The organism is Streptomyces sparsogenes subsp. cuspidosporus, assembly GCF_039532705.1.
Classification (GTDB): domain Bacteria; phylum Actinomycetota; class Actinomycetes; order Streptomycetales; family Streptomycetaceae; genus Streptomyces; species Streptomyces sparsogenes.
Genome location: NZ_BAAASD010000006.1, coordinates 74646 through 99373 on the forward strand (window position 1 = coordinate 74646; position 24728 = coordinate 99373).

General features: G+C 73.4%; 25 protein-coding genes. 10 read left to right on the forward strand and 15 right to left on the reverse strand.

All coding sequences use genetic code 11. The features are described from left to right. Positions 1–665: 665 nt before the first annotated feature. Positions 666–2225, forward strand: coding sequence for an alkaline phosphatase D family protein (locus tag ABFY07_RS09905; RefSeq protein ID WP_346174111.1), 1560 nt, complete (start codon positions 666–668; stop codon positions 2223–2225). 51 nt (positions 2226–2276) lie between these two features. On the opposite strand, the gene ABFY07_RS09910 is transcribed toward ABFY07_RS09905, so the two are convergent. Then, positions 2277–2657 (reverse strand): ArsR/SmtB family transcription factor, encoded by a 381-nt coding sequence (locus ABFY07_RS09910; RefSeq protein ID WP_346174112.1) that lies wholly within the window; start codon positions 2655–2657, stop codon positions 2277–2279. A 177-nt stretch (positions 2658–2834) separates the two neighbouring features. On the opposite strand from ABFY07_RS09910, the gene ABFY07_RS09915 reads away from it, so the two are divergent. After that, complete coding sequence (locus tag ABFY07_RS09915) at positions 2835–4088, forward strand: MFS transporter (protein ID WP_346174113.1); 1254 nt, start codon at positions 2835–2837, stop codon at positions 4086–4088. Between the two features lie 61 nt (positions 4089–4149). On the opposite strand, the gene ABFY07_RS09920 is transcribed toward ABFY07_RS09915, so the two are convergent. Beyond that, positions 4150–4917, reverse strand: coding sequence for a sulfite exporter TauE/SafE family protein (locus ABFY07_RS09920; protein ID WP_346174114.1), 768 nt, complete (start codon positions 4915–4917; stop codon positions 4150–4152). A gap of 35 nt (positions 4918–4952) precedes the next feature. After that, positions 4953–5585 (reverse strand): TetR/AcrR family transcriptional regulator, encoded by a 633-nt coding sequence (locus ABFY07_RS09925; RefSeq protein ID WP_346174115.1) that lies wholly within the window; start codon positions 5583–5585, stop codon positions 4953–4955. 133 nt (positions 5586–5718) lie between these two features. Here ABFY07_RS09925 and ABFY07_RS09930 point away from each other — a divergent pair, with 133 nt between their 5' ends. Both ABFY07_RS09930 and ABFY07_RS09935 read left to right on the forward strand, forming a co-directional pair. Continuing rightward, positions 5719–6921, forward strand: coding sequence for a cytochrome P450 (locus ABFY07_RS09930; RefSeq protein WP_346174116.1), 1203 nt, complete (start codon positions 5719–5721; stop codon positions 6919–6921). A gap of 6 nt (positions 6922–6927) precedes the next feature. After that, entirely contained in the window at positions 6928–7143 is a 216-nt protein-coding gene (locus ABFY07_RS09935) for a ferredoxin (protein WP_346174117.1), read from the forward strand. A gap of 61 nt (positions 7144–7204) precedes the next feature. On the opposite strand, the gene ABFY07_RS09940 is transcribed toward ABFY07_RS09935, so the two are convergent. The 6 genes from ABFY07_RS09940 to ABFY07_RS09965 all read right to left on the reverse strand — a co-directional run bounded on the left by ABFY07_RS09940 (position 7205) and on the right by ABFY07_RS09965 (position 12380). Next, entirely contained in the window at positions 7205–7468 is a 264-nt protein-coding gene (locus ABFY07_RS09940) for a UBP-type zinc finger domain-containing protein (protein ID WP_346174118.1), read from the reverse strand. Between the two features lie 117 nt (positions 7469–7585). Further along, a complete protein-coding gene (locus tag ABFY07_RS09945) occupies positions 7586–8665 on the reverse strand; it encodes a tetratricopeptide repeat protein (protein ID WP_346174119.1) in 1080 nt (359 codons plus the stop codon). Beyond that, positions 8662–10017: an ATP-binding protein gene (locus ABFY07_RS09950; RefSeq protein WP_346174120.1), complete on the reverse strand. Its 1356-nt coding sequence runs from the start codon at positions 10015–10017 to the stop codon at positions 8662–8664. Before ABFY07_RS09950 ends, ABFY07_RS09945 begins: the two co-directional genes overlap by 4 nt. A gap of 110 nt (positions 10018–10127) precedes the next feature. Next, a complete protein-coding gene (locus ABFY07_RS09955; RefSeq protein ID WP_346174121.1) occupies positions 10128–11252 on the reverse strand; it encodes a PP2C family protein-serine/threonine phosphatase in 1125 nt (374 codons plus the stop codon). A 90-nt stretch (positions 11253–11342) separates the two neighbouring features. Continuing rightward, on the reverse strand, positions 11343–11855 hold the full coding sequence (locus ABFY07_RS09960; protein ID WP_428836902.1) for a GNAT family N-acetyltransferase: 513 nt from the start codon (positions 11853–11855) through the stop codon (positions 11343–11345). A gap of 9 nt (positions 11856–11864) precedes the next feature. Then, positions 11865–12380 carry a winged helix-turn-helix transcriptional regulator gene (locus ABFY07_RS09965; protein ID WP_346174123.1) on the reverse strand — a complete coding sequence of 172 codons (516 nt, stop codon included), beginning with the start codon at positions 12378–12380 and terminating at the stop codon, positions 11865–11867. 92 nt (positions 12381–12472) lie between these two features. On the opposite strand from ABFY07_RS09965, the gene ABFY07_RS09970 reads away from it, so the two are divergent. Further along, entirely contained in the window at positions 12473–12970 is a 498-nt protein-coding gene (locus ABFY07_RS09970) for a PaaI family thioesterase (RefSeq protein ID WP_076972021.1), read from the forward strand. A gap of 48 nt (positions 12971–13018) precedes the next feature. Here the strand turns inward: ABFY07_RS09970 and ABFY07_RS09975 are convergent, their stop codons facing one another. Further along, a complete protein-coding gene (locus tag ABFY07_RS09975; RefSeq protein WP_346174124.1) occupies positions 13019–13954 on the reverse strand; it encodes an endo alpha-1,4 polygalactosaminidase in 936 nt (311 codons plus the stop codon). A gap of 245 nt (positions 13955–14199) precedes the next feature. Between ABFY07_RS09975 and ABFY07_RS09980 the strand changes: the two genes are divergently transcribed. Both ABFY07_RS09980 and ABFY07_RS09985 read left to right on the forward strand, forming a co-directional pair. Next, a complete protein-coding gene (locus ABFY07_RS09980; RefSeq protein WP_346174125.1) occupies positions 14200–15048 on the forward strand; it encodes a DUF8017 domain-containing protein in 849 nt (282 codons plus the stop codon). Between the two features lie 187 nt (positions 15049–15235). Beyond that, on the forward strand, positions 15236–16570 hold the full coding sequence (locus ABFY07_RS09985; RefSeq protein ID WP_346174126.1) for an outer membrane protein assembly factor BamB family protein: 1335 nt from the start codon (positions 15236–15238) through the stop codon (positions 16568–16570). A gap of 112 nt (positions 16571–16682) precedes the next feature. On the opposite strand, the gene ABFY07_RS09990 is transcribed toward ABFY07_RS09985, so the two are convergent. Both ABFY07_RS09990 and ABFY07_RS09995 read right to left on the reverse strand, forming a co-directional pair. Next, positions 16683–17930 (reverse strand): cytochrome P450, encoded by a 1248-nt coding sequence (locus tag ABFY07_RS09990; RefSeq protein WP_346174127.1) that lies wholly within the window; start codon positions 17928–17930, stop codon positions 16683–16685. 143 nt (positions 17931–18073) lie between these two features. Beyond that, on the reverse strand, positions 18074–18550 hold the full coding sequence (locus ABFY07_RS09995) for a hypothetical protein (RefSeq protein ID WP_346174128.1): 477 nt from the start codon (positions 18548–18550) through the stop codon (positions 18074–18076). A gap of 223 nt (positions 18551–18773) precedes the next feature. Between ABFY07_RS09995 and ABFY07_RS10000 the strand changes: the two genes are divergently transcribed. After that, on the forward strand, positions 18774–19505 hold the full coding sequence (locus ABFY07_RS10000) for a TetR/AcrR family transcriptional regulator (RefSeq protein ID WP_346174129.1): 732 nt from the start codon (positions 18774–18776) through the stop codon (positions 19503–19505). A 29-nt stretch (positions 19506–19534) separates the two neighbouring features. On the opposite strand, the gene ABFY07_RS10005 is transcribed toward ABFY07_RS10000, so the two are convergent. The 3 genes from ABFY07_RS10005 to ABFY07_RS10015 form a co-directional block, all read right to left on the reverse strand. After that, positions 19535–21241 carry an IlvD/Edd family dehydratase gene (locus ABFY07_RS10005; RefSeq protein ID WP_346174130.1) on the reverse strand — a complete coding sequence of 569 codons (1707 nt, stop codon included), beginning with the start codon at positions 21239–21241 and terminating at the stop codon, positions 19535–19537. Next, the gene (locus tag ABFY07_RS10010; RefSeq protein ID WP_346174131.1) at positions 21238–21570 is read right to left on the reverse strand and encodes a hypothetical protein; all 333 of its coding nucleotides are present in this window, start codon (positions 21568–21570) and stop codon (positions 21238–21240) included. The genes ABFY07_RS10005 and ABFY07_RS10010 overlap by 4 nt, the downstream gene beginning before the upstream one ends. Before the next feature lie 173 nt (positions 21571–21743). Next, complete coding sequence (locus ABFY07_RS10015) at positions 21744–22346, reverse strand: TetR/AcrR family transcriptional regulator (RefSeq protein WP_346174132.1); 603 nt, start codon at positions 22344–22346, stop codon at positions 21744–21746. Positions 22347–22492: 146 nt separating this feature from the next. Here ABFY07_RS10015 and ABFY07_RS10020 point away from each other — a divergent pair, with 146 nt between their 5' ends. After that, positions 22493–23581 carry a DMT family protein gene (locus ABFY07_RS10020; RefSeq protein WP_346174133.1) on the forward strand — a complete coding sequence of 363 codons (1089 nt, stop codon included), beginning with the start codon at positions 22493–22495 and terminating at the stop codon, positions 23579–23581. A 72-nt stretch (positions 23582–23653) separates the two neighbouring features. Next, positions 23654–24718 (forward strand): glycoside hydrolase family 113, encoded by a 1065-nt coding sequence (locus ABFY07_RS10025; protein WP_346174134.1) that lies wholly within the window; start codon positions 23654–23656, stop codon positions 24716–24718. Positions 24719–24728: the final 10 nt, after the last annotated feature.

A 24728-nucleotide genomic window follows, 5' to 3' on the forward strand; every position in this document is an offset into this window, starting at 1 on the left:
GGCGGGTGATCCCCTCCTTCTTGTTCTTCTTGTAGGCGCTGGTGTCGCCGGCCCTGCACAGCTTGGCGAAGTCGCCCCACCCGGGGGCCTGGCGCTTGGTCTCGATGCCCTCGGTCTGTCGTTCGATGGCGGTCTTCCTCCTGGACGCCTCCTTCCGGGCCCGTCGGTCTTCGTTAATGTCATGCATGGAGAGACGCAGGTATCCGCCCGGTCCCTGGGGTACGTACTGCGCGTAACCCGCAGAGAGTTCGAGGGTGGTCGTGCGGCCTCGCTCGCGTAGCCGCGTGATCACTGGGTCGTCGATACCGGATACGGCGGCGGACCAGTGCGCGTAGCGGTGTGTCGGTGGGCAGGGTCGACAGCCAGTAGTCGGTGGGCTCGGCGGCGCCGGGTGGCCATTCGGCCAGCAGCCGGCAGTCGGGCAGCGAGCTGTCGATATCACGGGGGATGTCGCGGTTGGCCGGGCGTACGCGCAGGGCCACGAAGCGCGAGCGCATGTGCACCAGCGCCCGACGCCATCGGCCTCTTGACGCCCCCGGTACGTCTATTGAACATGGACGCGTCATCAATTGGACGACCCTTGTTCAGGGACCGGCCCAGGCGAGCCTGAAAACGTCTCGTCCGGTCGCAGTGACCATCGCTCGACGGACGAGAGGGACTCAGCCATGCCTGGACAGGCCACCGGGGCACACCCATCCGACAGACGCCGCTTCCTCGCCGCCGGTGCCGCGGCGGTCGGCGCCGCGGCCGTGGGCCAGTTGGCCGGCGCGGGCACCGCGCGCGCCGCCGGGCCCGCGCTGCCCAGTGGACTGTTCACCCTCGGCGTGTCCTCGGGTGACCCGCTGCCCGACGGGGTGGTGCTGTGGACCCGGCTCGCCCCCGACCCGCTGAACGGCGGCGGCATGCCGGACCGGGCCGTCGAGGTCGCCTGGCAGGTGGCCGAGGACGCGGCCTTCCGACGCGTCGTCAGGCAGGGGACCGCCCAGGCCCTGCCGGCCCTCGCCCACAGCGTCCACGTGGACGTGCGCGGCCTGCGGCCGCACCGCCACTACTGGTACCGCTTCCGCGCCGCCGACCAGGTCTCCCCGGTCGGCCGCACCCGCACCGCGCCCGCGCCCCTCGCCGCCACCCCGCTGCGCCTGGCCCTGGCCTCCTGCCAGAACTGGCAGCACGGCTACTTCACGCCGTACGCCGACATGGCCGACCAGGACCCGGACGCCGTGCTGTTCGTCGGCGACTACATCTACGAGAGCGCTCCCTCCGCCACCGCCGTGCGCCGCCACGAGGGCGGTGGCGAGCCGTACTCGCTCGCCCAGTACCGCAACCGCTACGCCCAGTACCGCACCGACCCCGACCTGGCCCGGATGCAGGCTCAGGCGCCCTGGATCGTCACCTTCGACGACCACGAGGTGGACAACGACTGGGCGGGCGAGATCCCCCAGGACCCGGACAAGCAGCCGCACGACGCGTTCGTCGCCCGGCTGACCGCCGCCTATCAGGCGTACTACGAGCACATGCCGGTGCGGGCCACCGCGGTGCCGAACGGCCCGCACATCAAGATGCACCGCCGCCTCGACTTCGGCCGCCTGGCCCGGCTGCAGGTGCTGGACACCCGGCAGTACCGCAGCGACCAGGCCACCACGCAGGAGGGCGCGCAGAGCCCCCTGCAGACGATGCTGGGCGCCGAGCAGAAGCGCTGGCTGCTGGACGGACTGCGCCGCTCACCCGCGCGCTGGAACCTGATCGGCTCACAGATCATGATGGCCGAGACCGACCGGCTCGCGGGCCCCGGCAAGCTCTGGTTCTACGACGCCTGGGACGGCTACCAGAAGGAACGCGACGAGCTCATGGCCGAGTTCGCCCACGTCCGCAACCCGGTGGTGCTCTCCGGGGACCGGCACCTGACGATGATCAGCGACCTCAAGCGGGACTTCGCCGACCCCGCCTCGCCGGTGGTGGGGGCCGAGTTCGTGGGCACCTCGATCACCTCCAACGGGGACCAGGACCAGGACGCCTTCCACGCCGAGTTCGACCCCCTGGTGCCCGACAACCCGCACTGGAAGCTCCTCGACGCCCACCGCGGCTACCACCTCTTCGACATCGACCGCGGCGGCATCGACGCCCAGGTGCGGATCGTGGACACCGTCACACGGCCGCAGGCGACGGCGCGCACCCTGGGCCGGCTGCGGGTGGAGAACGGGCGGCCCGGAGTCGAACTGGTCTGACCCGCCCGGCCCGGCCGCCCGGCCCGGGTGGGGCCACCGCTCGGGGCGGGGTCAGCGCTCGGGCGGGGTCCAGTCGGCGATCAGGTCGAGCAGCCCCGGGAACCGCGCGTCGAGGTCGTCGATCCGCACATGGCTGCGGCGCTCCAGGCCGTACTGGCGCTGCCGGATCAGGCCCGCGTCGCGCAGGGCGCGGAAGTGGTGGGTGAGTGAGGACTTCGGGCGGTCGATGCCGAACCAGCCGCACGGGTGGTCGAAGGCCTCCGACTCCAGGAGCAGGGTGCGGACCACGCCCATGCGCAGCGGCTCGCTCAGCGCCGCCATCACCACGTCGAGGCGCAGCTCGTCGCGGGCGGGCTCGGGCAGGGGCTCCGGCAGGTCGGCCGGGGCGGGGAAGGGGCCGGCGAACCTGTCGGCCGTGGCGGTCTGCGGCATCCGCGTCACCTCGGGTCACCTCGGGAAAGACAACTCAACCATCAGTACGAGTTGAATCGTACCGGAGTTTATGTTCGACTCTGGTCGTACTAGTGGTTCGAGTTTTCTCGTACAGCGGGTCTCGTGCGGCACGTCTCTCGTGCCGCACGTTCCCGTGCGGCGCGGAGGAGAGGGTCCATGCGGAGCACCCAGCACACCGAGAGCCCCGTGGCGACGGCGGCGCCCGGGCGGCACGCGCCGCCGGCCACCGCGGCCGAACCCCCGCCGCGCCGGGAGGTCTGGCTCGCGGCATGGCCGGTGACCGCCGTGTTCATCCTGTCCAACACGGCGACGCCGCTGTACGTGCTGTGGCAGCGGAGGCTCGGGTTCTCCTCCGGGATGCTGACCGTCGTCTTCGCCTGCTACATCGTGGGGCTGCTGGCCGCCCTGCTGGTGGCCGGGGTGGTCTCGGACCGGGTCGGCCGCAAGCCGGTCCTGCTGCCGGCGCTGGCGATGGGCATCGTGGCCAGCGTGCTCTTCGCGACCGCCGGCTCGATCGCCGCCCTGGCGATCGCCCGGCTGCTCAGCGGCGTGGCGGTGGGCGCCATCGTGTCGGCGGGCATGGCGGCCGTGGCCGACGTCGCGGGGCCCGAGCGCAGGCGTCTCGCCGCGCTGCTCGCCTCCACGGCCATGGTCCTGGGCGCGGGGCTCGGCCCGCTGCTGGCCGGTGTGCTCTCCGAGGCCCTGCCCGGCCCCACGGTCACCGTGTTCGTGGTGGAGATCGCGCTCCTGGCGCTCGCGGTACTGGTGGTGGTGCGCATGCCGCTGCCGCGCCCGGCCGGTCCCCGGTCCGGGGCCTGGGTGCGGGTGCCGTCCGTGCCGCGCGCCAACCGGGTCCATCTGCTGCTGGGGATCGCGGTGTTCGCCCCGGGCATCACCTCCACCTCGTTCGTGCTGTCGCTCGGCCCCTCGCTGCTGGCCGACCTGCTCGGCACCTCGAACCGGGTGGTCGCCGGAGCCACCGCCTTCGTGATGTTCACCGCCGCCACGGCGGTCCAGTTCGCCGTGCGACGGCTGAAGGTGGCCGCCATCCTGTCCGCCGGAGCCGTGTCGACCGTGGGGGCCATGGCCTCCCTGGCGCTGGCCGTCCACCTGTCCGCCACCCCGCTGCTGGCGCTCGCCGCGGTCCTGGCCGGCGCCGGCCAGGGGATGGGGCAGCTGGGCGGGCTGACGCTGATCAGCGCCCGGGTGCCGGCGGCCCGGCTGGCCGAGGCCAACGCCGCGCTCAACGTCGGCGGTTACCTCCCCGCCGGACTGCTGCCCGTCGCGGTCGGATACCTCAGCGACGCGGTCGGGCTGTCCACCGGGACCACCGTCTTCAGCGCCGTCGTCGCGGCCGCCGCGCTCGCCGGCGGCGCCGTGGTGGCGGCCCGCCGCCGTACCACCCTCTGAGCGTCGCCGCCGGCCCCCACCGCCCCCGCCGTCCCGGCCGCGGGCCGACGAGGCCGCCGGGTCAGCCGAGCAGCATCTGGGCGATGGACACCGTGCCGACCGCCACGATCAGGGCGCGCAGGACCGCCGGGCGCAGCCGGCGGCCCGCGCGGGCGCCGATCTGGCCGCCGAGCGCGGAGCCGACGGCGATCAGCGCGACGGCCGTCCAGTCGAACTCCGCGACGAAGAGGAAGAACAGCGCGGCGACCGCGTTGACCACGGCGACGAGGACGTTCTTGGCGGCGTTGAGGCGCTGCAGGGGCTCGTCGAGGAGCATGCCCATCAGCGCCACGTAGATGATCCCCTGCGCGGCGGCGAAGTAGCCGCCGTACACGCTGGCGAGCATCAGGCCGACGAACAGCGCCGGGCCACCGTCGCGGCGGGCCGGGCGGCCGGTCCGCTCCCGGCGGCGGCGCACCTTCGCGCCGATCACGGGCTGAAGCACCACCAGCACCAGGGCCAGGCCCACCAGGACGGGGACGACCGTCTCGAACGCCGCCGCGGGCAGGGCCAGCAGCAGCGCGGCGCCGGTGACGCTGCCCAGCAGGGCGCCGACCCCGAGCTTCAGGATGCGCCGCCGCTGGCCGCCGAGTTCGCGCCGGTAGCCGATGGCCCCGCTGACGGACCCGGGGATCAGCCCGAGCGCGTTGGAGACCGTCGCGGTGACGGGGGGCAGGCCGGTCGCGAGCAGCACCGGAAAGGTGATCAAGGTGCCCGAGCCGACGACCGAGTTGACCGCGCCGGCGCTGACGCCCGCCCCACAGACGGCGACCATCTCCAGGGGCGTCATACGGTGCCCTCGCACGAATTCCTCATGGCAGAACGCTAGACCGCCGACGTTTCGCTGCTCGCCGATATATGCCGCGGCGACTGCTCCGGGTCCTCGGGCGGGCCGTCCAGCAGGGTGCGGAGGGCCGGCAGGACCAGCCCGCACACCTCCTCCGGGGCGGCGTCGGCCAGCGGCTCCTTGCCCACGACCACCCGCATCATGCCGATGCCCAGCATCCACGACAGCGCCAGATCCGCCCGCAGCGCCCGGTTGTCGGCGTCGCTCAGCGACGCCAGCACCCGCGCGTAGTCGTCGCTGACCGCGCGCACCGCCGTACCGATCTCGTCACCGCTGCCCACCGAGCGCAACAGCGTCGCCAGCGCGCGGTTCCCCCGCTCCTTCCCCCGGTGCCCCAGCAGCCCGCGCAGGGCGGCCTCCAGCAGCTCGTCCGGAGCCGTGTGGCGCAGCTGCTCCTCCCCGTCGTGCGCCACCACCTCGCCGAACAGCGCTCTTTTCGAGCCGAAATAGCGGAAGAGCAGCGCCTGGTTCACCCCCGCCCGGTCCGCGATGTCACGCACCGTCGCCCGCTCGTAACCCCGCTCGGCGAACAGCGCGGACGCGGCCTCCAACAGCCGCAGCCGCGTGCCCTGCGCGTCCCGCCGCCGCCCCTCGGACGTGCTCGCACCCATCCCGACACCCCTCTCCTCCGCTTCCCGCGATCCCCCCGCCGGACCGTCCGATCAACGGCGCAAACGGGCCGTTGACCGTACCAAGGAGCCACTCCTAGCTTTGTAAGCACGTGCTTACGCAAGGGAGGTCACGGTGACCACAGCGGAGACGGACGCGCAGCCGGAGGCGATCGCGTACCCCTTCAACTCCTCCGAGGGCCTGGGGCTCAGCGAGGCGTACCAGGAGGCCAGGAACCGGCCCGGATTACTGCGCGTGCGCATGGCGTACGGCGAGCCCGCCTGGCTCGTCACGCGCTACGCGGACGCCCGGCTGGTGCTCGGGGACCGGCGCTTCAGCCGCGCCGAGGCGGCCCACCACGACGAGCCCCGGCAGTCCGAGGGCCGGCGGAACAGCGGCATCCTGACCATGGACCCGCCCGACCACACCCGGCTGCGCACCCTCGTGGCCAAGGCGTTCACCGTCCACCAGGTGGAGAAGCTCCGGCCGTCGGTGCGCCGGCTGGCCCAAGGGCTGCTCGACGATCTCGAGGCCGCCGGGCCGCCCGCCGACCTGGTCGACCGCTACGCCCTGCCCATCCCGGTCGGGGTCATCTGCCGGCTGCTCGGGGTGCCGGAGGAGGACCGGCCCAAGTTCCGGACCTGGAGCGACGCCGCGCTGTCCACCAGCTCCCTGAGCGCCGAGGAGTTCGACCGCAACCGCGACGAACTGCGCGCCTACATGGCCGGGCTGATCGAGGACCACCGCGCCACGCCCCGCGACGACCTGATGACCTCGCTCATCGAGGCCCGCGACGCCGGCGACCGGCTGTCCGAGCTGGAACTCATCGACCTGTGCGTCGCCATCCTGGTGGCCGGGCACGAGACCACCGCCACCCAGATCCCCAACTTCGTGCTGACGCTCCTGGAACACCCCGCCGAGCTGAAGCGCCTGCGCGAGGAGCCCGCCCTGCTGAACGGCGCGGTCGAGGAGCTGCTGCGCTTCGTCCCGCTGGGCTCGGGCGCCTCCCAGCCCCGCTACGCGACCGAGGACATCGAGGTGGGCGGCACCCTGGTGCGCGCGGGGGAGCCCGTCCTCGTCGCCGTCGGCTCGGCCAACCGCGACGCGCTGCGGTTCGACCGGCCGGGCACCCTGAACGTGGCCCGCCCCGCCACCCAGCACCTCGGCTTCGGCCACGGCGTGCACCACTGCCTCGGGGCGCCCCTGGCCCGGCTGGAGCTCCAGGAGGCGCTCGGCGCGCTGATCACCCGCTTCCCCGGGCTGCACGTGGCCGGGGACGTGGAGTGGAAGGACCGCATGCTGGTGCGCGGGCCGCGCGTCATGCCGATCGGATGGTGAGCGGAGATGACCTGGAAGGCGGAGATCGACGGGAGCCGGTGCATGGCCTCCGGCATGTGTGCCGGAATCGCTCCCGACCTGTTCGCGCTCGACGCGGAGCACGCCCGTCCGCTGGCCGAGGAGGTCCCGGAGGAGGAGCGGGTGCTGGACGCGGCGGACTCCTGCCCCGCGCTGGCGATCACCATCCGCGACGGCGCCACCACCGTCGGACCGCGCCCCTGACCCCCGGGCCACCCCCGGCCGGGGCGTTACGGAACAGGACCGCCGGGCCGCCGGGCGGCCCTCAGACCAGCGCCTCGTGCACGAAGCACCAGCGCCAGTCCTCACCCGGCTCCATCGACGCCATCACCGGGTGCTCCTCGTCGTGGGCATGGGCGCGGGCGTGCCGGTTCGGAGAGGAGTCACAGCAGCCGACGTGGCCGCAGGTCAGGCAGAGCCGCAGATGCACCCAGGGGGACCCCAGGCGCAGACACTCCTCACAGCCCTCGGGCGTGCGCGGGCTGACGTCGCGGACCATTGACAGATGCGGGTCCGGCCCAGTGGCCATGTCCTTCACCCTTCCTGCGTGCGCACGTGCTCTTCGTCCCCTGTCCAGTATGGGCAGGGCCGACGCGGACCGTACCGCAGCCGCCGGTGGGAGCCGGCGGCCGCGGTCGGCGGCGGCTCAGCTCGTCTTCTTCCGGTCGAACCAGATCGTGGCCAGGGTGGGCACCAGACCGGCCCAGAAGAGGATCTGCGGCACGGTGCGCCCGGTCCACGGCACCTGCGAGATCACCAGGGCGCAGAGCATCGCCCACGCCGCCTGGCCGAGCACGACGCGGGCCCAGCGGCCGCGTCGCACCAGGGACCGGACGTTCAGCCGGACGCCGGCGCGCAGCCCCCGGTAGCGGCGCCAGGCGCCGAAGGCCCAGACCGCCGCCATCGGGACCAGCACCCACAGCCGATTGCCGAGCGGCACCGGCAGGTCCCGCGCCTCCTCGCCCTCCTGCGGGAACAGGTCGACCATGACGCCCGCGGCCGCCAGGCAGATCAGCGCCAGCCAGCGGGTGCCGCGCAGCAGCCGGTAGGTGGCGCGGTCCAGGTCCCGGCGCAGCCCGGGGCTGTCGGGGACCGCGGCGAGCGCGTCGGCGTACACCTCGGCGGCCCGCGCGGCCGTGGTGCCCGGCTTGTCGGCCTCCTGCGAGCTCACCAGATACAGGGCCTGGCCGTTGGTCGGGTCCAGGCGGAGCACCTCGCGCAGCGCCCACCGGTACGTCTCGACATCCTGGGCGGCGCCGGCCGACCGCCACAGCGCCTCGTACGCCTCCACGCTCTCCGGGGCCAGTCGCACCGCCTCCCTGGCCAGTTCCACGGCCTCCGCGCGACGGGTGGGGTAGTACATCAGGAACTCGGCGAGCAGGGCGTGCGCGAAGCCGTTCCGCGGGTCGACGCGCAGCACCTGGCGCAGCGCGTCCTCCGCCTTCCGCCAGCGCTCGGCCTGCTCCAGGTGGCTCGCGCGGCGCAGCGCCTGGGCGTACATGTACAGCGCGCCGATGTCCTCGGGGGCGCGCCGGAGCGCCTCACCGAGCGTGGCCAGCGCCTGCTCCGCCTGGCCGGCCGCCACCTGGCAGCGGCCGAGCTTCACCCAGGCGCGGATGTCCTCGGGGTCCTGGGCCAGGCGGCGGCCCAGCAGGGCGGCGGCCTGGTCGTACCGCTTCAGGTCGATGAGCGCGTCGGCCTGCTCGACGGCCGGGTGCGAGGTCACAGCTTCCGCCTCTTCTTCAGATAGGCGAGCAGGTCGTCGTACATGCCGCCCTCGTTCGCGAACATGGCCACGTTGCGAGCGGCGGCGAACCACGGTTCGGTGGACGGGGCGACGGACTTCGCCGCGTCCATCAGGTCCTTCATGCCGATCATGCGCACGGTGCCGGTGCGCGCCGAGTCGAGCAGCGCCGTCTCGGCCGCGGACTCGCACACATGGGCCAGGTCGGCGCCCGACAGCCCGTCGGTGGCCTTGGCGAGCCTGCCCAGGTCGACGTTCTCGATGGGGCGGTCGCGCAGGTGGTAGCGGAGGATCGCCTCGCGCGCGGGGGCGTCGGGCGGCAGCACGAGGATGGTGCGGTCCAGCCGTCCGGGGCGGCGCAGGGCGAGGTCGACGTCCCACGGGAGATTGGTGGCCGCGAGCACGAACACGCCGTCGTTGGCCGGGGCGTCGACGCCGTCCAGCTCGGTCAGCAGCTGGTTGACCGTGTTGCGCATGCCGCTGTTCTGGGTGCGGCCGCGCTTGCCGCCGAGGGCGTCCAGCTCGTCGAGGAACAGCACGCAGGGGGCCTGGCGGCGCGCGGTGGCGAACACCTCGTGCATGTTGCGTTCGGAGTTGCCGATCCACATGTCGAGCACGTCGTTGATGGACACCGACAGAAAGGCGGCGCCCAGTTCCCCGGCCACCGCGCGGGCGATGAAGGTCTTGCCGCAGCCGGGCGGGCCGTACAGCAGCAGCCCGCCGCGCAGGCTCTTCCCGTACAGCCTGCGCAGCTCGGGGTTGCGCATCGGCGCGAGGAAGGCGGCCTCCAGCCGCTCCTTGACCTCCCGCATGCCGCCGACGTCCGCCAGCCGTACGGCGCCGGGCGCGTCCACCTCCCAGGCGGACGCCCCACCGGGGTCCCCGCCGCCGTCCACGGTGAGCGGGGCCTCGACGAACCGGGGCGGCACCGCGTCGCCGACCTGCTCCTCGGCGGCCCGCCAGTCGAAACCCCCGCGGGGCGCGGAGGGCCCCGTCGGCGCGGCCGGGGCCGGGGGCGGCGTGGCGCCGGGCGGTGTGCCGGTGGGCGCGTGGGCGGCAGGCGTCCGGGTGGGAGGGGCCTGGGCGGGAGGGGGCGGCGCGCTCTGCTCGCTCTGCCGGGGCAGCGCGGGCGCCCCCATCGCGCGGGCCATCAGCTCCCGCGCCTGCGGGTCGCCCGGCGCGTGCTGCAGCGCGACGGCCACCTCCGCGACCGCCGCGTCGTTCCGTCCCGCGGTCAGCAGGAGTTCCGCGAGGTGCAGCCGCAGCGGTACGTCACCGGGCGCCGCCGCGACGGCCGCCCGCAGGCTCTGGATCAGGGGCGAGTCCTCCGACATGGCCCACACTCTACGGAGGCGATCAGCACGGGTGATCACCCTCCCCCGCGGCGCACCGCCCCGCCGCGCACCGCCCCCGCCGGGCACCGCCCCGGCCCGCGCCCGGCCGGTCAGGGGGCGCGTGGCTCGGGGCAGCGGGCGAGCACGACGATGGCCGCGTCGTCGTTGACATGCCCCCCGGTGTGCCGGAGCAGGTCGTCGTGGAGGTAGCGCGCCAGCGACTCCGGATTGTCGCCCGTCCAGGCCGCGACGCGGTCGCAGAGGGGGTAGAAGGCGCCGGTGGCGTCCCGCGCCTCGATGAGGCCGTCGGTGTAGAGCAACAGCAGGTCCTCGTCCAGGAAGTCGCGGGTCTCGGCGTGGTAGTCGCTCTCGGACGCCGAAGCCAGCCCCAGCGGCAGCGCGGGCTCACCGAGGTCGACCTGGTGGACCTTCCCGTCCCGCAGCAGCAGGGGACAGGGGTGCCCGCAGTTGACCATCGCGGCGAGCGGGCGGTCCTCGTAGACGTCCAGCACCAGGGCGGTCACGAACGACTCCTGGGTGTGATGGTCGTCCCTGCCGCCGTGCTCCCAGTTCCAGCGCATGGCGTTGCCCAGGTGCACCGCCACGGCGGGCAGCGAGAGATTGCGGTACGCGGAGCCGCGGAAGGCGCCGATCAGCACCGCCGCGTCCCCGACGGCGGACAGCCCCTTGCCGCGGACATCGCCGATGACCAGCCGGGTCCCCTCCTCGGTGGCCACGGCCGCGTACAGGTCCCCGCCGATCTGGGCCTCCTCCTCGGCCGCGAGGTAGACCGAGGCGATCCGCAGCGGCCCGATGCGGTCGGGCAGCGGCCGCAGCAGCACCTCCTGTGCCGCCACGGCCACCGAGCGCACCTGGATCAGCCGCCGCTGGTGCCGGTCGGCCACGAGGCGGAAGACCGTCACCAGCACCGAGATCACCAGGAGGGTGCCGAGCTGCGCCTGGTGGTTCGCGGTCATCAGACCGCCGTGCAGCACGCTGATCACCACCTGGGCCACCAGGGCGAGGGCCCCGATCGCGCCGGTGGTGGCGGCACCGGCGAACGAGGCGGTGATCGCGGGCGCCGCGATCAGGAACGGGCCCAGGTGGATGCTCTCGGGTGTCTGCGCGTCGATCACCGTGATCACGACGATGAGGGCGAGGGGGATGGCGAGCAGCGCCCTGTTCCACCGCCGGCTGACGACCGGACGGACGGGAGGGGGCTGCCGAGCGCGCATATCTCCTGCTTACACCCGTCGCCGCGGCGGCGCCCGGCAGGTGTCCCGGGCGGCCGGCGGCGGTACCGGGCCGGCCGGTCTCCCGGACGGTCAGCGCCGCCGCGGCGGGACGAGTTCGCCGGCGAGCAGGTCCATCAGCAGCCCGTCGCGCACGGTGCCGTCCCGGCGCCGCTCGTACTGGCGCATGACGCCCACCGGGCGGAAACCGAGGCGCCGGTAGAGGCGGATCGCGCGCTCGTTGTCCGCGGCCGGGTCGATGGTGAGCCGGTGGTGTCCGTCGACGTCCAGCAGATGGCACGCCAGGGCGTGGATGGCGTCCGCGCCGATGCCCCGGCCGTGCCAGTCAGCGTGGACGGCGATGTCGATGCCGGCGTGCCGGTAGTCGGGGGTGGGTTCCTCGCAGGACTGGATGATGCCGACGACCGAGCCCTCGTACTCGATGGCGTAGCTGCGGATGTCCTCCGGCGGCGCGCAGGCCTCTGCGGCCTGCTCGTCCGGGTCTCCCCACCAGCGGGCGACGTCCGGGTGCGCGAGGATCTCGCGGAAGCGCCGCATGTCCGCCCGCACGGCGGGGCGCAGCCGGACCCGGTGTCCCGAAATCACGTCCACGCGTCACGCTCCCGGGGAGGCCGGCTCGCGCACGGCCGTCCGCGCCGGGGACGCCGGCCCGGCCGGGGCCGCGCGGCCGAACTCGACGTGTACCCGCGAGGGCTCCACGGGCGTCTCCTCGGCGCAGCAGACCACGGCCGCGCGGACCGGGGCGCCGCAGTCCCTGTGCCGCAGCCGCAGGGGCGGGCCGTCGGGGCCGGCCGCGTAGGCGTCACCCCACTGCATCAGGGCCACCAGGACCGGCCACAGGTCCCAGCCCTTGCGGGTCATCCGGTACTCGTGCCGGGTCCGGCTGCCTGGCTCGCGATACGGGGTGGTCCGCAGGATCCCGGACGCCACCAGCTTGCGCAGCCGGTCGGCCAGCACCGCCTGGGACAGTCCGACATGGCGGTGGAAGTCGTCGAAGCGGCGCACCCCGTTGGCGGCGTCGCGCAGGATCAGCAGTGTCCACTTCTCCCCGACGGCCTCCAGAGCGCGCCGGATCGAGCAGTCCTCGGAGTCGACCTCGAGCCAGTCCATGGCGCCATCGTAGGCAGCCGGCCGGACGTTGACAGCCGGTATCGCGGCTGGCTAGCTTCGCTCTGCGAAGTCAGAGGGGAAGGGGGCGGGCGATGAGCAGGTCACGCACGTACACATGGGAGGACCCGGCGCTCCCGGCCGCGGCCGCCGCGGGCGGCAGCGGGTTGGAGTTCCTGCGGGACATGGCCGCCGGCCGGGTGCCGGGGCCACCGATCGCCGCCACCCTCGGCCTCGCCCTCGAAGAGGCGGAACACGGTCGGGTGGTCTTCTCCCTGGAGCCGGGCGAGGAACACTACAACCCCATCGGAAGTGTCCACGGCGGGGTGTACGCCACCCTGCTGGACTCCGCCGCGGGGTGCGCGGTGCACTCCACCCTCCCGCGTGGCGTCGCGTACACCTCGCTCGACCTGACCGTGAAGTTCCTGCGCCCGATCACCGTCCACACCGGGAAGGTGCGCGCGGTGGGCACCGTGCTCAGCGCGGGCCGCCGCACCGCGCTGGCCCAGGCCGAGCTGTACGACACGGACGACCGCCGGCTGGCCCACGCCACCAGCAGCTGCCTGCTGTTCCCCGTACCGGACGGGGCGTAGGGGCGTAGCGCGGCGGGGCGTAGGGGGGCGTAGCGCGGCGGTGATGCGTCAGTCGCACGTCTCGCGCACGTAGCCGTCGCCGTCCGGCGCGGACACGTCCAGGTCACGGCGGACGATGGCCACGTTCGCCGCCGAGTCGGGCCGCTCCCGGCCGGCGCAGGCGGTCCGGAGCCCGGAGTCCTTGTACTCGATCATGATGACGGCCGGGAAGGCCTCGGCGTAGTCGTCGCACTCGGGGGGACTCTGCTCGCCGCACTCCTCGGCGACGGCGAAGTCCAGGCCCAGCTCCTCGCGGTGCGAGGCCAGCTCCAGGGTGTTCTTCTGGCCGATCGCCAGGTGCGCCGCGTGCGCGCGGTCGGCCAGCAGCGCGATGAAGGCCATGGCGTCGTCCTCGGTGAGCAGGTCCCGGGACCGGGTGTAGCTGTCGTAGTTGTCCGGCTCGACGCCCTGGTAGCCGGCCTCGGCGCAGCCGTCGATCCAGTCCCCGACCGTGTCCGCGATCCGCCGCCGCTTGTCCGCGGTGCCGATGTCCAGGAGCGCCTCGCCCCAGTCCTCGTCCATCACCACCTCGCCGTCCGCGTCCCTGAGGAGCAGGTCGGGGTCCCAGTCGTCCTGGGCGTCCGGCTGCGCCTGGAAGGCGTTGACGTAGCAGATGTTGTAGAGGCCGGGCGCGGGAGGGGCCTCGCGGTCCCTGCTGACGATCTCCACTCCGGAGGGCGGGTCGTAGGGCTCGTTGATCTGGTAGTCGAAGTTGGAGCCGTCGGCCGGGGGAAGCTTGACGCCGTCGGGCGGGGCGGCCCGGTCGGCCCGCGGTGACGCGGTGGCGTCCGGGGCCTTGGTGGCCTTCTTCGTCTCCCGCGTGGTCCGCTCCGGCCCCGCGTGCGCGATGACGATGACGATGAAGAGGGCGACGATGCCGATCAGCGACACCAGCACCGCGCCTGTCAGCGGCCGACGGGGGGAGAAGGAGCTGCGGAGAGACATGTGCTTTCCCGTGTGGTGGACGCTGACCCCGCCTCGGACCTCGATCCTGGCGACCGACGCCGGATTGGTGATGGGGGACATCCGTTACCGGCTGGGTGCGTCGCTCGCGGTGCCGGGCTCCACGGAGCCTTCGACCGTACCGAATGTAATGATCCGTCTGAAGTAGCGTCAAGTGATGCCCCGGGCGGGCACCGGCCGCCCTCCCCTTGAAGGGGCGGAAGCCCGGCTCCGATAGGGTGCGGGCCATGTCCTGGCACCACAGTTCCCCGTACGTCCTCCCGCGTCGGCGGCCCGTCACGGCGCCGTCCCGCCGGAGCCGGAAGACCCTGATCGCGGCCGTCGGCATCGGCGTGGCTCTGGTGCTGAGCGGGTGCGACGACTCCGGCGGGAGCCAGGACGACGGCGCCCGCGCCACGAAGCCGGCCCCGTCGTCGAAGGCGCCGTCCACCGGGGAGTCCGGCTCCTCCTCCGCCCCGGCGAGCCCGGCGGCCGACAAGCCGCTGGTCGCGGGGTGGCAGACGCAGACCCGGGACGAACACCACTTCCGCTACGACGTGCCGGCCAAGGCCGAGCGGTGGAAGGTGCTCGACCCGGACGTCTCCCTCTCCTACACCGACAAGAACGGCAAGCCGATCGTCGTGATGACCGGCGCCGCCAACTACCGCGAGGGCGGCTGCGCGTCGGCTCCCAACCCCAAGGCGTTCGGTGAGGCGGGCAAGGGTCAGCTCGCCACGGTCGGCACCACCGGCGGGGGCACGGACGGCACCCTCCAGGAGAACGCCCGCAACTGGGCGGGCAACTGGGGCTTCGTCGCCTACGGCGGCGCGGACCACAAGCCCGGGATCGAGGTGAGCCGGGCCAAGCCGTGGAAGCGCAACGGCATCGACGGCTACACCGCGACCGCCGAGGTCACGGTCACCCACCGGCCGAGCCCCTGTGTCCCGCCGAAGGCCGTCGTGCACAGCATCGCGCAGAAGCTGCCCGACGGGACCATGCACGGCTGGGTCATCTACGCGGACCAGGGCGTGCCCCACGCGCTGACGGCGGCCGAGATCGACAAGATCATGAACACCGTCCGGCCCACGGACGGCTGACGCGCGACTCGCCCTCGGCGCGGCCCGTGACCGGCCGCACCGAGGGTGAAGTTGAAAGCGTGTCATTTTTTCGCACCCGGCTCTTGTGGGTTGCATCCCGCTTCATTACTTTCCAGTAGGCAGCGCGTTGCCATGTTCACGACTGCGCTCGTAAGGGGTGTTCCCCCGCCATCTGGAAGGAACCACCATGCCTGTCTGCGCGGCCGGGCGGCGTGCCCGGCGAGTGTTCTCCCTGAGCGGCCCCCGGCGCCGGGGACCGGCACGAACCATCGTCTCCCTCGCCGCCACCGTGGCGCTGGCCACCGCCGGTTCCGCCGGGGCCCTCGCCGCCCAGCCGGCGAAGGCGTCGGGCGACACCCGCGCCGGTGTCACCGGGCTGCGGGAGGTGATGTTCGTGGGCAACAACTGGGACGGCACGGCCGACGTCATCAAGTCCAGCGGCGACCTCGCCGGGATCGGCCGGATCAACGTCATACCGGACAAGGACCAGCGGCTCACGGAGATCTACCTCAACCCCATCAAGCTCGCGTTCTTCCTCGGGATCAGGTCGGGGCCGGGGGAGGGGCACGACCAGTTCGTCGACGACATGTACTCGACCCCGGACGGATCGGCCATCGTGGTCTCCCGTCCGAGCTTCGCCGACGTGGTGTCCATCGACCTCGCCACGGGCAAGATCAGGTGGCGCTTCCCGGTCTCGGGATTCCGCTCCGACCACATGGCGGTCTCCCCGGACGGCAAGCGCGTCGCGGTGTCCGCCTCCACCTCCAACACCGTGCATGTGCTGGACATCGAGACGGGGAAACAGCTCGGGTCGTTCGCCACCGGTGACAAGCCCCACGAGAACGTCTTCACCGACGGCGGTAAGTACCTGTGGAACATGTCGATCGGCGAGGTCAACACCGCCCTGGACGACCCCTCGATGGACTGGACGAAGGGCGACCGGCGGATCACGGTGGTCGACGCGGACACCTACAAGCAGGTCAAGGTCATCGACATGCGCGACCGGCTGGACGCCTTCGGCCGCAAGGACCTGTCCGACGCCGTCCGGCCGGTGGCCTTCACGCCCGATGAGTCCAAGCTCTACTTCCAGGTGTCCTTCTTCAACGGGTTCCTGGAGTACGACGTGGCCACGGACCGGATCACCCGGGCCAAGACCCTCCCGAAGAACCCCGCCACCAGCGAGGACCGCACCACCTGGGTCAACGACTCCCGCCACCACGGACTGTCGATGAGCCCGGACGGGACCAAGCTGTGCGTCGCCGGGACGATGGACGACTACGCGACCGTCGTCGACCGGACGTCCTTCCAGGAGGGCCCGCTGGTCCCGACCTCCAAGCCGTACTGGGCGACGGTCAGCGGCGACGGAAAGTCCTGCATCGTCTCCGAGAGCGGCGCCGACCAGGTCACCGCGATCGACTTCGCGACGGGCAGGAAGGTCGTGTCCGTCGCGGTCGGGGACCACCCGCAGCGGGTCCGCATCGGCCATGTGGCGGCCGACTGGACCGGCCCCAGGACTTCGTAGCCGATCAGTCCCGGCGCACCGGCCCGGTCGACCGCTGAGGACCAGGTCCACCGGCGGATCCCCCGAGGCGCCGCTCGGCGTCCCGGGGGTGCGGTTCGGCAGATGGCGCCGCTCAGGCGGTAACGGGGCGCAGGATGACGGGCAGTTCCCGGTAGCTGTTCATGCCCAGCGACGGGGCGCGCGGCGCGGGCCTCGGGGCGAGGGCGATGTCGGGGTAGGCCTCGAACAGCCGCCGCAGCGCGATCTCCGCCTCCGCCTTGGCCAGGGACGCGCCGGGGCAGCGGTGGGCGCCCACACCGAAGGAGAGGTGGCGGGCGGCGTCCGGGCGGTCGGGGTCGAACCGGTCGGGCTCGGCGAAGGCGTGGGGGCAGCGGTTGAGGTTCGCCAGCGGGAGGAGCACGGCCTCGCCCTCGCGGACCACGCCGCCGCCCTCCAGGGCGACGTCCTCGGTGGCGTAGCGGAACATCAGGCCGCGCACCGGGGACTCCCAGCGCAGGACCTCCTCCACCACCTCGGGCCACGGGTTCTCGCCCGCCTCCTGCCGGGCCCGGGCGGCGGCCAGGATCTCGGGGTGCTCCAGCAGCCCCCGTACCGCGTGGCAGATCAGGTTGACGGTGGTCTCGTGGCCGCCGATGACGGTGACCACCAGATTGCCGATCACCTCCGCCACCGTCAGCTCCCCCTGGTCCATGGCCTCGACCAGGTCCATCGTCAGGTCTTCCCGGTCGCCGCGGGCGCGCTTGCGCTCGATCATCGACATCAGGGTGGCCGGGAAGCGCTCCGCGATCGTGCGCTGGATCTCCTCGGCCGCGGCGTCGCTGCTCATCGCGGCCGCCGACAGCTCGTGCAACTCGTCGCGCAGCCCTCCGTCCTCGGGCACGCCGAGCAGATGGCAGATGACGTCCAGGGGAAGGGGAAGCGCGAAACGGGCCTGCAGGTCGATCTCCTGACCGGGCGCCACATCGTCCAAGGCGGTCAGCAGCCGGTGGGTGACCGCCTCGATGCGCGGGCGCAGGTCCCGCACCCGGCGCGGGGAGAAGGCCCGTTGGATGGGCAGCCGCAGCCGGCGGTGGGGCTCGCCGTCGATGTTGAGCAGCCCCTCGCCCTCGAGGATGAACAGCAGCGGCCACTCCGCGGGGATCTCCCCGCGCCGGTGGGCGCCCCAGTGCCGGATGCTCTTGGAGAACCGCTGGTCGGTCAGCACCTGGGCACCCCCTTCCCGGGTGGTGACGGCCTTGACCACCACTCCGCCGGGGAGCGCCACCGTGGCGACCGGGCCCGCGGCCCGTAGGGCAGCGCCCTCGACACCGTGGAGGTCGGTCGGCTCGGGGGCGAGATGAACGGGGGATGTCGCGTCCATTGCTGTCCGTTCTGCGGTTGTCGGCGCCTGGGGGACCGGAGATCGAAAGCCTATCCCACCCGGCGGCCCCGTGGGGGTGCCTCGCAACTCTTGGCGGCGGACCCAACGCGACCCGCCGCCAAGGGGATTGGAGCGCCGAGGGCTCAGCCGCCGACCCTGCGGAAGCTGTCCACGGGGCCGCCGTAACCGCCTTCGGGCCCCGCCCAGCCGATCGCCAGCTTGTCGTCGCCCTTCATCTTGAGCGTGCCCACGCCCCGGCCCCCGTCGCCGCCGCCCTTGCAGGTCAGCGTCAGGGTGGGCGCTTCCTCGCCCGCCTTCCGGCCTTCCTTCAGCGGGCCGGTGCAGTCGAGTTTCGGCCCCTTGGCGGTGACCTTGCCGTCGGCGATCGTCAGCGTCTCCAGGCCGTTGTCGTCCGCCTTGACGATGGACTTCCAGGACCCGGCCGCCCGTTCGATCAGGGTGCGCTCGGCCGGCGGCTTCGAACTCGGGGACTTCTGCCCGGCCGCGGTGGTCGCACCGCTCGGCTTCGGGTCCGCCTTCGTGTCGTCCCCACCGCCGCAGCCGCTGAGCACGAGGCCCGCGACGGCCGTGGTGACCACCATGTATACCGCCTTGCGCACGTCTTTCTCCTCCGTATGCCTAACAAGCCGTGCCAACCTAACAGCCTGGGGAAACGCGAGCCGCGGGGCCAGATGCCGAACCGGTGTCACTGTCGATGCGACGTATTGTGCGATACGGCGTATCGATAAAACGGGCGTATCGTTGTCCCCGCGGCCCGCGGGCGACCCCGCGGCGGCGTGGAAGAACCGCGGAGACACCAGGGAAGAACGAGGAGCCAAGGCGTTGCGCGAAGATGCCGGTGACGGCGAGCCCACCCTCGTCTGGGAACGGCCCGAGCCGCCCAGCCGCCCGGCGCCCTCCCCGCTGAGCAGGGCCCGGATCGTCAAGGCCGCGATTGAACTCGCCGACGCGGAAGGGCTGGAGGCGGTCTCGCTGCGCAAGGTCGCCGCCGCGCTCGACGCCGGCCCGATGCGGCTGTACCGCTATCTGGCCACCAAGGAGGAACTCCTGGACCTCATGGTGGACGCGGTGTACGGAGAGATTCCGCGGCCCGAGCCGGCGGGCGGGGACTGGCGCGCCGCCCTGCGGTCCCTCGCGCACCACACCAGGCGCGCCGCGCTGCGGCACGAGTGGTTCGCCGAGCTGCTCGGCGGGCGGCCGCACCTCGGCCCCGAGGAACTGGCCAACCTCGAGGCATCACTGGCCGCGCTGCGCGGCGCCCCCGGCTTCGACGACATCGACACGGTGCTGCGCGCCCTCGAGACGGTGAGCTCCTACGTGATCGGGGCGATCCGGAAGGAGAGCGCCGAGGCGCGCGCCGAGCGGGCCACCGGCCTGAACGAGCGGCAGTGGCAGAGGGCCTTCGGCCCGTACATCGAGCGGATGCTGGCCACCGGCCGGTACCCCACCGTGGCCGAGGCCGTCCGGGAGGGTGGGGACACCGACCCGGACGCCGCCTTCGACACCGGCCTCGACTGGGTGCTCGACGGCATCGCCGCCCGCCTCGCCCGCTGACCCGGACGGGCGCGGGCGGGCGCGGGCGGTCAGTGGGACTCGCGCGCGACGAAGGAGCCGCGGGTACCGGCGAGGAAGTCCAGACCGGCGCCCCGGTCGGCCTGTTCGACATGGGCCCGGTAGATGTGCTCCCACCCGCTCTCCGCGGGCGGGGCGGCGGCGGTCACCGGCTGCCGCTCGGCGAGTTCCTCCTCCGGCACGTCCAGCCTCAGCACCCGCCGCTCCACGTCCAGCTCGATCCAGTCGCCCGACCGGACCAGCCCCAGCGGCCCGCCCGCCGCGGACTCCGGGGCGATGTGCAGGACCACGGTGCCGAAGGCGGTGCCGCTCATCCGCGCGTCGCTGATCCGGACCATGTCGCGCACCCCGGCGCGCAACACCTTCGGAGGCAGCGGCATGTTCCCCACCTCCGGCATGCCCGGGTAGCCGCGCGGCCCGCAGCCGCGCAGGACCAGCACATCCGACGGCTCCACGTCGAGCCCGGGGTCGTCGATCCGGGCGTGGAAGTCCTCGATGCCGTCGAACACCACGGCCCGGCCCCGGTGGCGCAGCAACTCGGGGGTGGCCGCGGCGGGCTTGATGACCGCGCCGTCGGGACAGAGGTTGCCGCGGAGCACGGCGAGCCCGGCATGCCGCGCGATCGGCTCGTCGGCGGTGCGGATGACGGTGAGGTCGGCGCTCGGGTGGCCGGAGATCTGGTCGGTGAGGGGACGGCCGGAGACGGTGACGGCCGGTTCCAGCCGGTCCTTGATCTGACCGAGCACCGCGTCCAGCCCGCCGGCCCGGTGGAAGTCCTCCATCAGATGGGCCCCGGCGGGCTGCACATTGGCGAGGAGGGGGATGTCCCGGCCCGCGCGGTCGATGTCCTCCAGGGCGAAGTCCACGCCGACCCGGCGGGCGAGGGCCAGCAGATGGACGACCGCGTTGGTGGAACCGCCGATGGCGGCCACCACGCGCACCGCGTTCAGCAGGGCCTCGCGGGTCAGCACGGCGCTCGGGCGGAGGTCCTCGCCGACCATCTCCACGATGCGGTTGCCCGCCGCGTGCGACAGCTCCAGCAAGCGGCTGTCGGGCGCCGGGAGGCCCGCGTTCCCGGGCAGCGTCATGCCCAGCGCCTCGGCGACGCACGCCATCGTGGACGCGGTGCCCATCGTGTTGCAGTGGCCGCGGCTGCGGATCATCGCGGACTCCGCGCGCCGCAGGTCCGAGCGCGGCATCCGGCCGGCGCGTACCTCCTCGCTCAGCTCCCACACCCCCGTGCCGCACCCCAGCGGGCGCCCCTGCCACGAGCCGTTCAGCATGGGCCCGCCGGTGACCATCAGGGTGGGCAGATCCACCGACGCGGCCCCCAGGAGCAGCGAGGGCACCGTCTTGTCGCAGCCGCCCAGCAGGACCACGCCGTCCACGGGGTTGGCCCGGATGAGCTCCTCGACCACCATGGCGGCCAGGTCACGGAAGAACATCGCGGTCGGGCGCAGCAGGGTCTCGCCCAGCGACGGCACCGGAAGCTCCAGCGGCACCCCGCCCGACTCCCACACGCCGCGCTTCACATGCTCGGCGATCTCCCGGAAGTGGCTGTTGCACGGCGTGAGGTCCGACCAGGTGTTGCAGATGACGATCTGCGGCCGCCCGTCGAAGGCGTGGTCGGGGAGCCCGCGCCGCATCCAGGCGCGGTGGATGAAGGCGTCGCGGGAGTCTCCGGCGTACCACTGCTGCGACCGAGTCGTGCCACTCATGCGAACCGTTCCGATCTGCCGACGAGGATCCGTACCGAGGACCTTGCCCGCCGGATGAGCCCGTCATGGCCCGCCGGCCGGTCCATGCGTACCGAAACCTTCGACATCCCGTATTCGCAAGCGGGAAATGCCGACCTGCCGAAGAAGCTGGTCGCCCAGCTCGCGGCGAACCGCGGCGCCGCCGACGTGATGGGCCTGCGCACCGACATCGGCGGGCTCGGCATCTGCTGTGCAGCGACCTCTTCAAGAAGGCCGGGCCGGGCTGCCTTCACCCCGGAAATGGCCGACGCGCTGAAGACCGGCAGGACGGCAACCGCGGTGCTGTGCATCGTCCTCACGGACGACGGCGCGTACGGCGAGCTGGCGAGCGCCTGCGGTTCGCCGGCGCGTTCGTCGGGGTGCGCGTCCAGGACCTGGGTGGCACCCGCGCCGTGGCCGATTTCGACTGTTCGAACTGCGCGATCTGGCTCCCTGACCGGCCGCGGCCGGGGCCCGGGCGCGTTCAGGACAGGCCGAGCGCGGGGAAGACGGCCGCGTCGAGGAAGCGGAGGAGGTAGTCGCAGTCGGCGGGCTTGCCGTCCAGCAGCGGCCTGACCCGCATCACGCCGATCAGCTGGGCGGGGACGAACTCGGCCGCCGCGCTGTCGGCCGGGATCTCGCCGCGCTCGATCCCGCGCCGCACCATGGCGGCCAGCACCGAGACCTCCTTGGAGAACAGGGCGTCGTGGAGCGCCTCCAGCAGCCTCGGGTCGCTGAGCGCGGCGTGGCCCAGCGCGTACAGCAAGGTGGTGTCCGAGTCGCACACCCGCCCCACGACGCGCGCCGCCTCCCTCAGGTCGCCGGCGAGGCTGCCGGTGTCGATGCCGTCCAGCGCCATGCGCCGGTCGCAGCGGCGCAGCGCGGCGGCGACGAGCTGGGGCTTGGTCTTCCACTGGCGGTACAGGGTGGACCTGCTCGCCCGGGCCCTGGCGGCGACCCCCTCGAAGGTGCAGGCCTCGTAGCCGCCCTCGGTCAGCAGGGCGAGGACGGCGTCGAAGATCTCCTGCTCGCGCTCGGGGCTGATCTTCGAGCGGCGGGGGGTGTCCGCCGCGGTCGGCGCTGCCATCGGCTCGGCACTCTCCTCCCGCAGATGACTGTGCGGCACAACACACGGTACACCAGCGTATCGATACGACCTTGTGCCGATACACTGGCGTATCGATACGTGGATGTATCGCACACACGTCGGGACACAAGGGGCCGGGTAATGCCGTGAACGCCACCCTCATAGCCGTCACGCTCGCACTCCTGTCGGCCGTCGCCTACGCGACCGCGGCCGTCGCACAGGAGCGCCTCGCCGCCCGCACCGGCCCCGGTGGCCTGCGGCGACTGCCGGCCCAGGGCGCCTGGTGGTCCACCGTCGGCCTGAACTCGGGCGGAGCGCTGCTCCATGTGGCCGCCCTCAGGTTCGGGCCGCTCACCCTGGTCCAGCCGCTCGGCGCCCTCACGCTGGTCGCCGCCGTACCGCTCGGCGCCAGGGCCGCCGGGCGACGCGCCACCCCCGAGGAGTGGCTGGGCACCGCGCTCACCCTCGTCGGCCTCGGCGCGCTGCTGCCGCTCACCGCCGGCGGCGCGCCCGACGCCACGCTCGGCACCGTCGCCGCGCTCGCCGTCGCCGCCGGCGTGCTGGCCCTGGTCGCGCTGCTCACCCACGGCCGTCGCGGCCGGGGGCTCGGCCACGCGGCCGCCTCCGGCATCACCTCCGGGGCCGCCTCGGCGCTCACCCAGACGCTGACGGTCGCGGGCCTGGCCCTCACCTGGCGGTTCGCGGTCGTGGGCGGGCTCGTCGCGGGCCTCGCCGTGGGCGGACTCCTGCTGTCCCAGACCGCCTACACCGAGGGCCTCGGCGCGCCCCTGGCCGTCCTGACCCTCGCCAACCCCCTTGCCGCGGCGGCCATCGGGCTCTCCCTGCTCGGGGAGCGCGTCCACGGCGGCCCCGCCGGGGTCGCCCTGGCCGGCCTGGGCGCGGCGGTGGCCGGGCGCGGCGTGGTGCTCCTCACCCGCGCCCCGCACGGAACCCCGACCGTCCTGCCCGACCCGGAACCGCCCCTGGCCGCGCGGCCGCGCGCGGCGGCGCAACCGCGTCCGATACCGTTTGCGGGCCCGGCACCGCTCGCGGATGCGGCACCGCTTGCCGGTCCGGCACCGCTCGCGGATGCGGCACCGCTTGCCGGTCCGGCACCGCTCGTGGGTACGGCACCGCTTGCCGGTCCGGTACCGCTCGCGGGTCCGGCGCCGTTGGTGGCGGTGGCGCCCGTGCCGCCCGCCGAGCCCGTCCTGGTCACCGCGCCGGGACGGTGACGTCCTGGAACTCCGCGCGGGCCCGGACCGGCGCGCGTCACCCGGGCCCCCGCCCGAGGAAGGCCCTGCCCGATGAAAGCGCTGAGGCGGGTGACCGCGGCGGTGACCGCCGCCGTCGCCGTTCTGACCGGATGCTCGACGGGCGGGGACGACCCGCCCTCCGCACACCCGAGCGGCCACACCGGCACCCCCGCTCCCGGTGCCGGCCCGGACGGGCGGGTGCGGGGCATCACCCTGCCCGCCTGGAACGCCGACGACTACGACCGGCGCGAGGCCCCGCGCACTCTGCGCCAGGTCGCCGACACCGGCGCCCGATGGGTGGTGTTCACCCCCACCTGGTACCAGGACGGGACACGGCGGAACACCCTCCACACCACCGAGGAGACGGCGAGCGACCACAGTCTGCGCCGGATCGTCGGCCTGGCCCGCGCCACCGGGCTGAAGGTGATGCTCAAGCCGCATGTGGACCTGGTGGACGGCGGCGACCGGGCCGGGATCAGGCCCGCCGACCCGGACGCCTGGTTCACCGCGTACGGACGCTTCATCACCCACTACGCCGAGCTGGCCGAGGAACTGGACGTCGAACAGTTCGCCGTCGGCACCGAACTGGCCGGCACCTCCACCGACCGCCGCCGCTGGCGGAAGGTCATCGCCGCGGTGCGCGAGACCTACCACGGCCCGCTGACCTACGCCGCCAACTACGACGAGTACGCCCGCGTCCGCTTCTGGGACTCGCTCGACCTGATCGGCATCGACGCCTACTGGCCGCTCGCGGCCACCCCCACCACCGACCCCGCGCGGCTGGCCGGGGGCTGGCGGCCGATCGTCACCGAACTCGCCGCGTTCGCCGCCCGCCAGGACAAGAAGATCCTCTTCACCGAGGCCGGCTACGTCAGCCAGCGGGGCACCGCCACCGCGCCGTACTCCTGGACCCTCAGCGACCGCGCCGCCCCGGACGAGCAGTCCGCCGCCTACCAGGCGCTGCTCACCGCCTTCGACGGCCGGCCGTGGTGGGCCGGGGTGTGCTGGTGGACGTGGGACGACTGGCCGGACAGCGGCGAGACCGAGCGGCGCCTGGCCTACACCCCGCACGGCAAGCCCGCCGAGCGGGTGCTGCGCCGCTGGTGGCGGAACTGACCGCACCCGC

Excerpts from the sequence above, each read along its gene's own strand:
- ABFY07_RS09905 (WP_346174111.1), top strand. The coding sequence starts at position 666 with ATGCCTGGACAGGCCACCGGGGCACACCCATCCGACAGACGCCGCTTC.
- ABFY07_RS09910 (WP_346174112.1), bottom strand. The coding sequence starts at position 2,657 with ATGCCGCAGACCGCCACGGCCGACAGGTTCGCCGGCCCCTTCCCCGCC.
- ABFY07_RS09915 (WP_346174113.1), top strand. The coding sequence starts at position 2,835 with ATGCGGAGCACCCAGCACACCGAGAGCCCCGTGGCGACGGCGGCGCCC.
- ABFY07_RS09920 (WP_346174114.1), bottom strand. The coding sequence starts at position 4,917 with ATGACGCCCCTGGAGATGGTCGCCGTCTGTGGGGCGGGCGTCAGCGCC.
- ABFY07_RS09925 (WP_346174115.1), bottom strand. The coding sequence starts at position 5,585 with ATGGGTGCGAGCACGTCCGAGGGGCGGCGGCGGGACGCGCAGGGCACG.
- ABFY07_RS09935 (WP_346174117.1), top strand. The coding sequence starts at position 6,928 with ATGACCTGGAAGGCGGAGATCGACGGGAGCCGGTGCATGGCCTCCGGC.
- ABFY07_RS09940 (WP_346174118.1), bottom strand. The coding sequence starts at position 7,468 with ATGGCCACTGGGCCGGACCCGCATCTGTCAATGGTCCGCGACGTCAGC.
- ABFY07_RS09950 (WP_346174120.1), bottom strand. The coding sequence starts at position 10,017 with ATGTCGGAGGACTCGCCCCTGATCCAGAGCCTGCGGGCGGCCGTCGCG.
- ABFY07_RS09955 (WP_346174121.1), bottom strand. The coding sequence starts at position 11,252 with ATGCGCGCTCGGCAGCCCCCTCCCGTCCGTCCGGTCGTCAGCCGGCGG.
- ABFY07_RS09965 (WP_346174123.1), bottom strand. The coding sequence starts at position 12,380 with ATGGACTGGCTCGAGGTCGACTCCGAGGACTGCTCGATCCGGCGCGCT.
- ABFY07_RS09970 (WP_076972021.1), top strand. The coding sequence starts at position 12,473 with ATGAGCAGGTCACGCACGTACACATGGGAGGACCCGGCGCTCCCGGCC.
- ABFY07_RS09975 (WP_346174124.1), bottom strand. The coding sequence starts at position 13,954 with ATGTCTCTCCGCAGCTCCTTCTCCCCCCGTCGGCCGCTGACAGGCGCG.
- ABFY07_RS09980 (WP_346174125.1), top strand. The coding sequence starts at position 14,200 with ATGTCCTGGCACCACAGTTCCCCGTACGTCCTCCCGCGTCGGCGGCCC.
- ABFY07_RS09985 (WP_346174126.1), top strand. The coding sequence starts at position 15,236 with ATGCCTGTCTGCGCGGCCGGGCGGCGTGCCCGGCGAGTGTTCTCCCTG.
- ABFY07_RS09990 (WP_346174127.1), bottom strand. The coding sequence starts at position 17,930 with ATGGACGCGACATCCCCCGTTCATCTCGCCCCCGAGCCGACCGACCTC.
- ABFY07_RS10005 (WP_346174130.1), bottom strand. The coding sequence starts at position 21,241 with ATGAGTGGCACGACTCGGTCGCAGCAGTGGTACGCCGGAGACTCCCGC.
- ABFY07_RS10010 (WP_346174131.1), bottom strand. The coding sequence starts at position 21,570 with ATGCACAGCACCGCGGTTGCCGTCCTGCCGGTCTTCAGCGCGTCGGCC.
- ABFY07_RS10015 (WP_346174132.1), bottom strand. The coding sequence starts at position 22,346 with ATGGCAGCGCCGACCGCGGCGGACACCCCCCGCCGCTCGAAGATCAGC.
- ABFY07_RS10025 (WP_346174134.1), top strand. The coding sequence starts at position 23,654 with ATGAAAGCGCTGAGGCGGGTGACCGCGGCGGTGACCGCCGCCGTCGCC.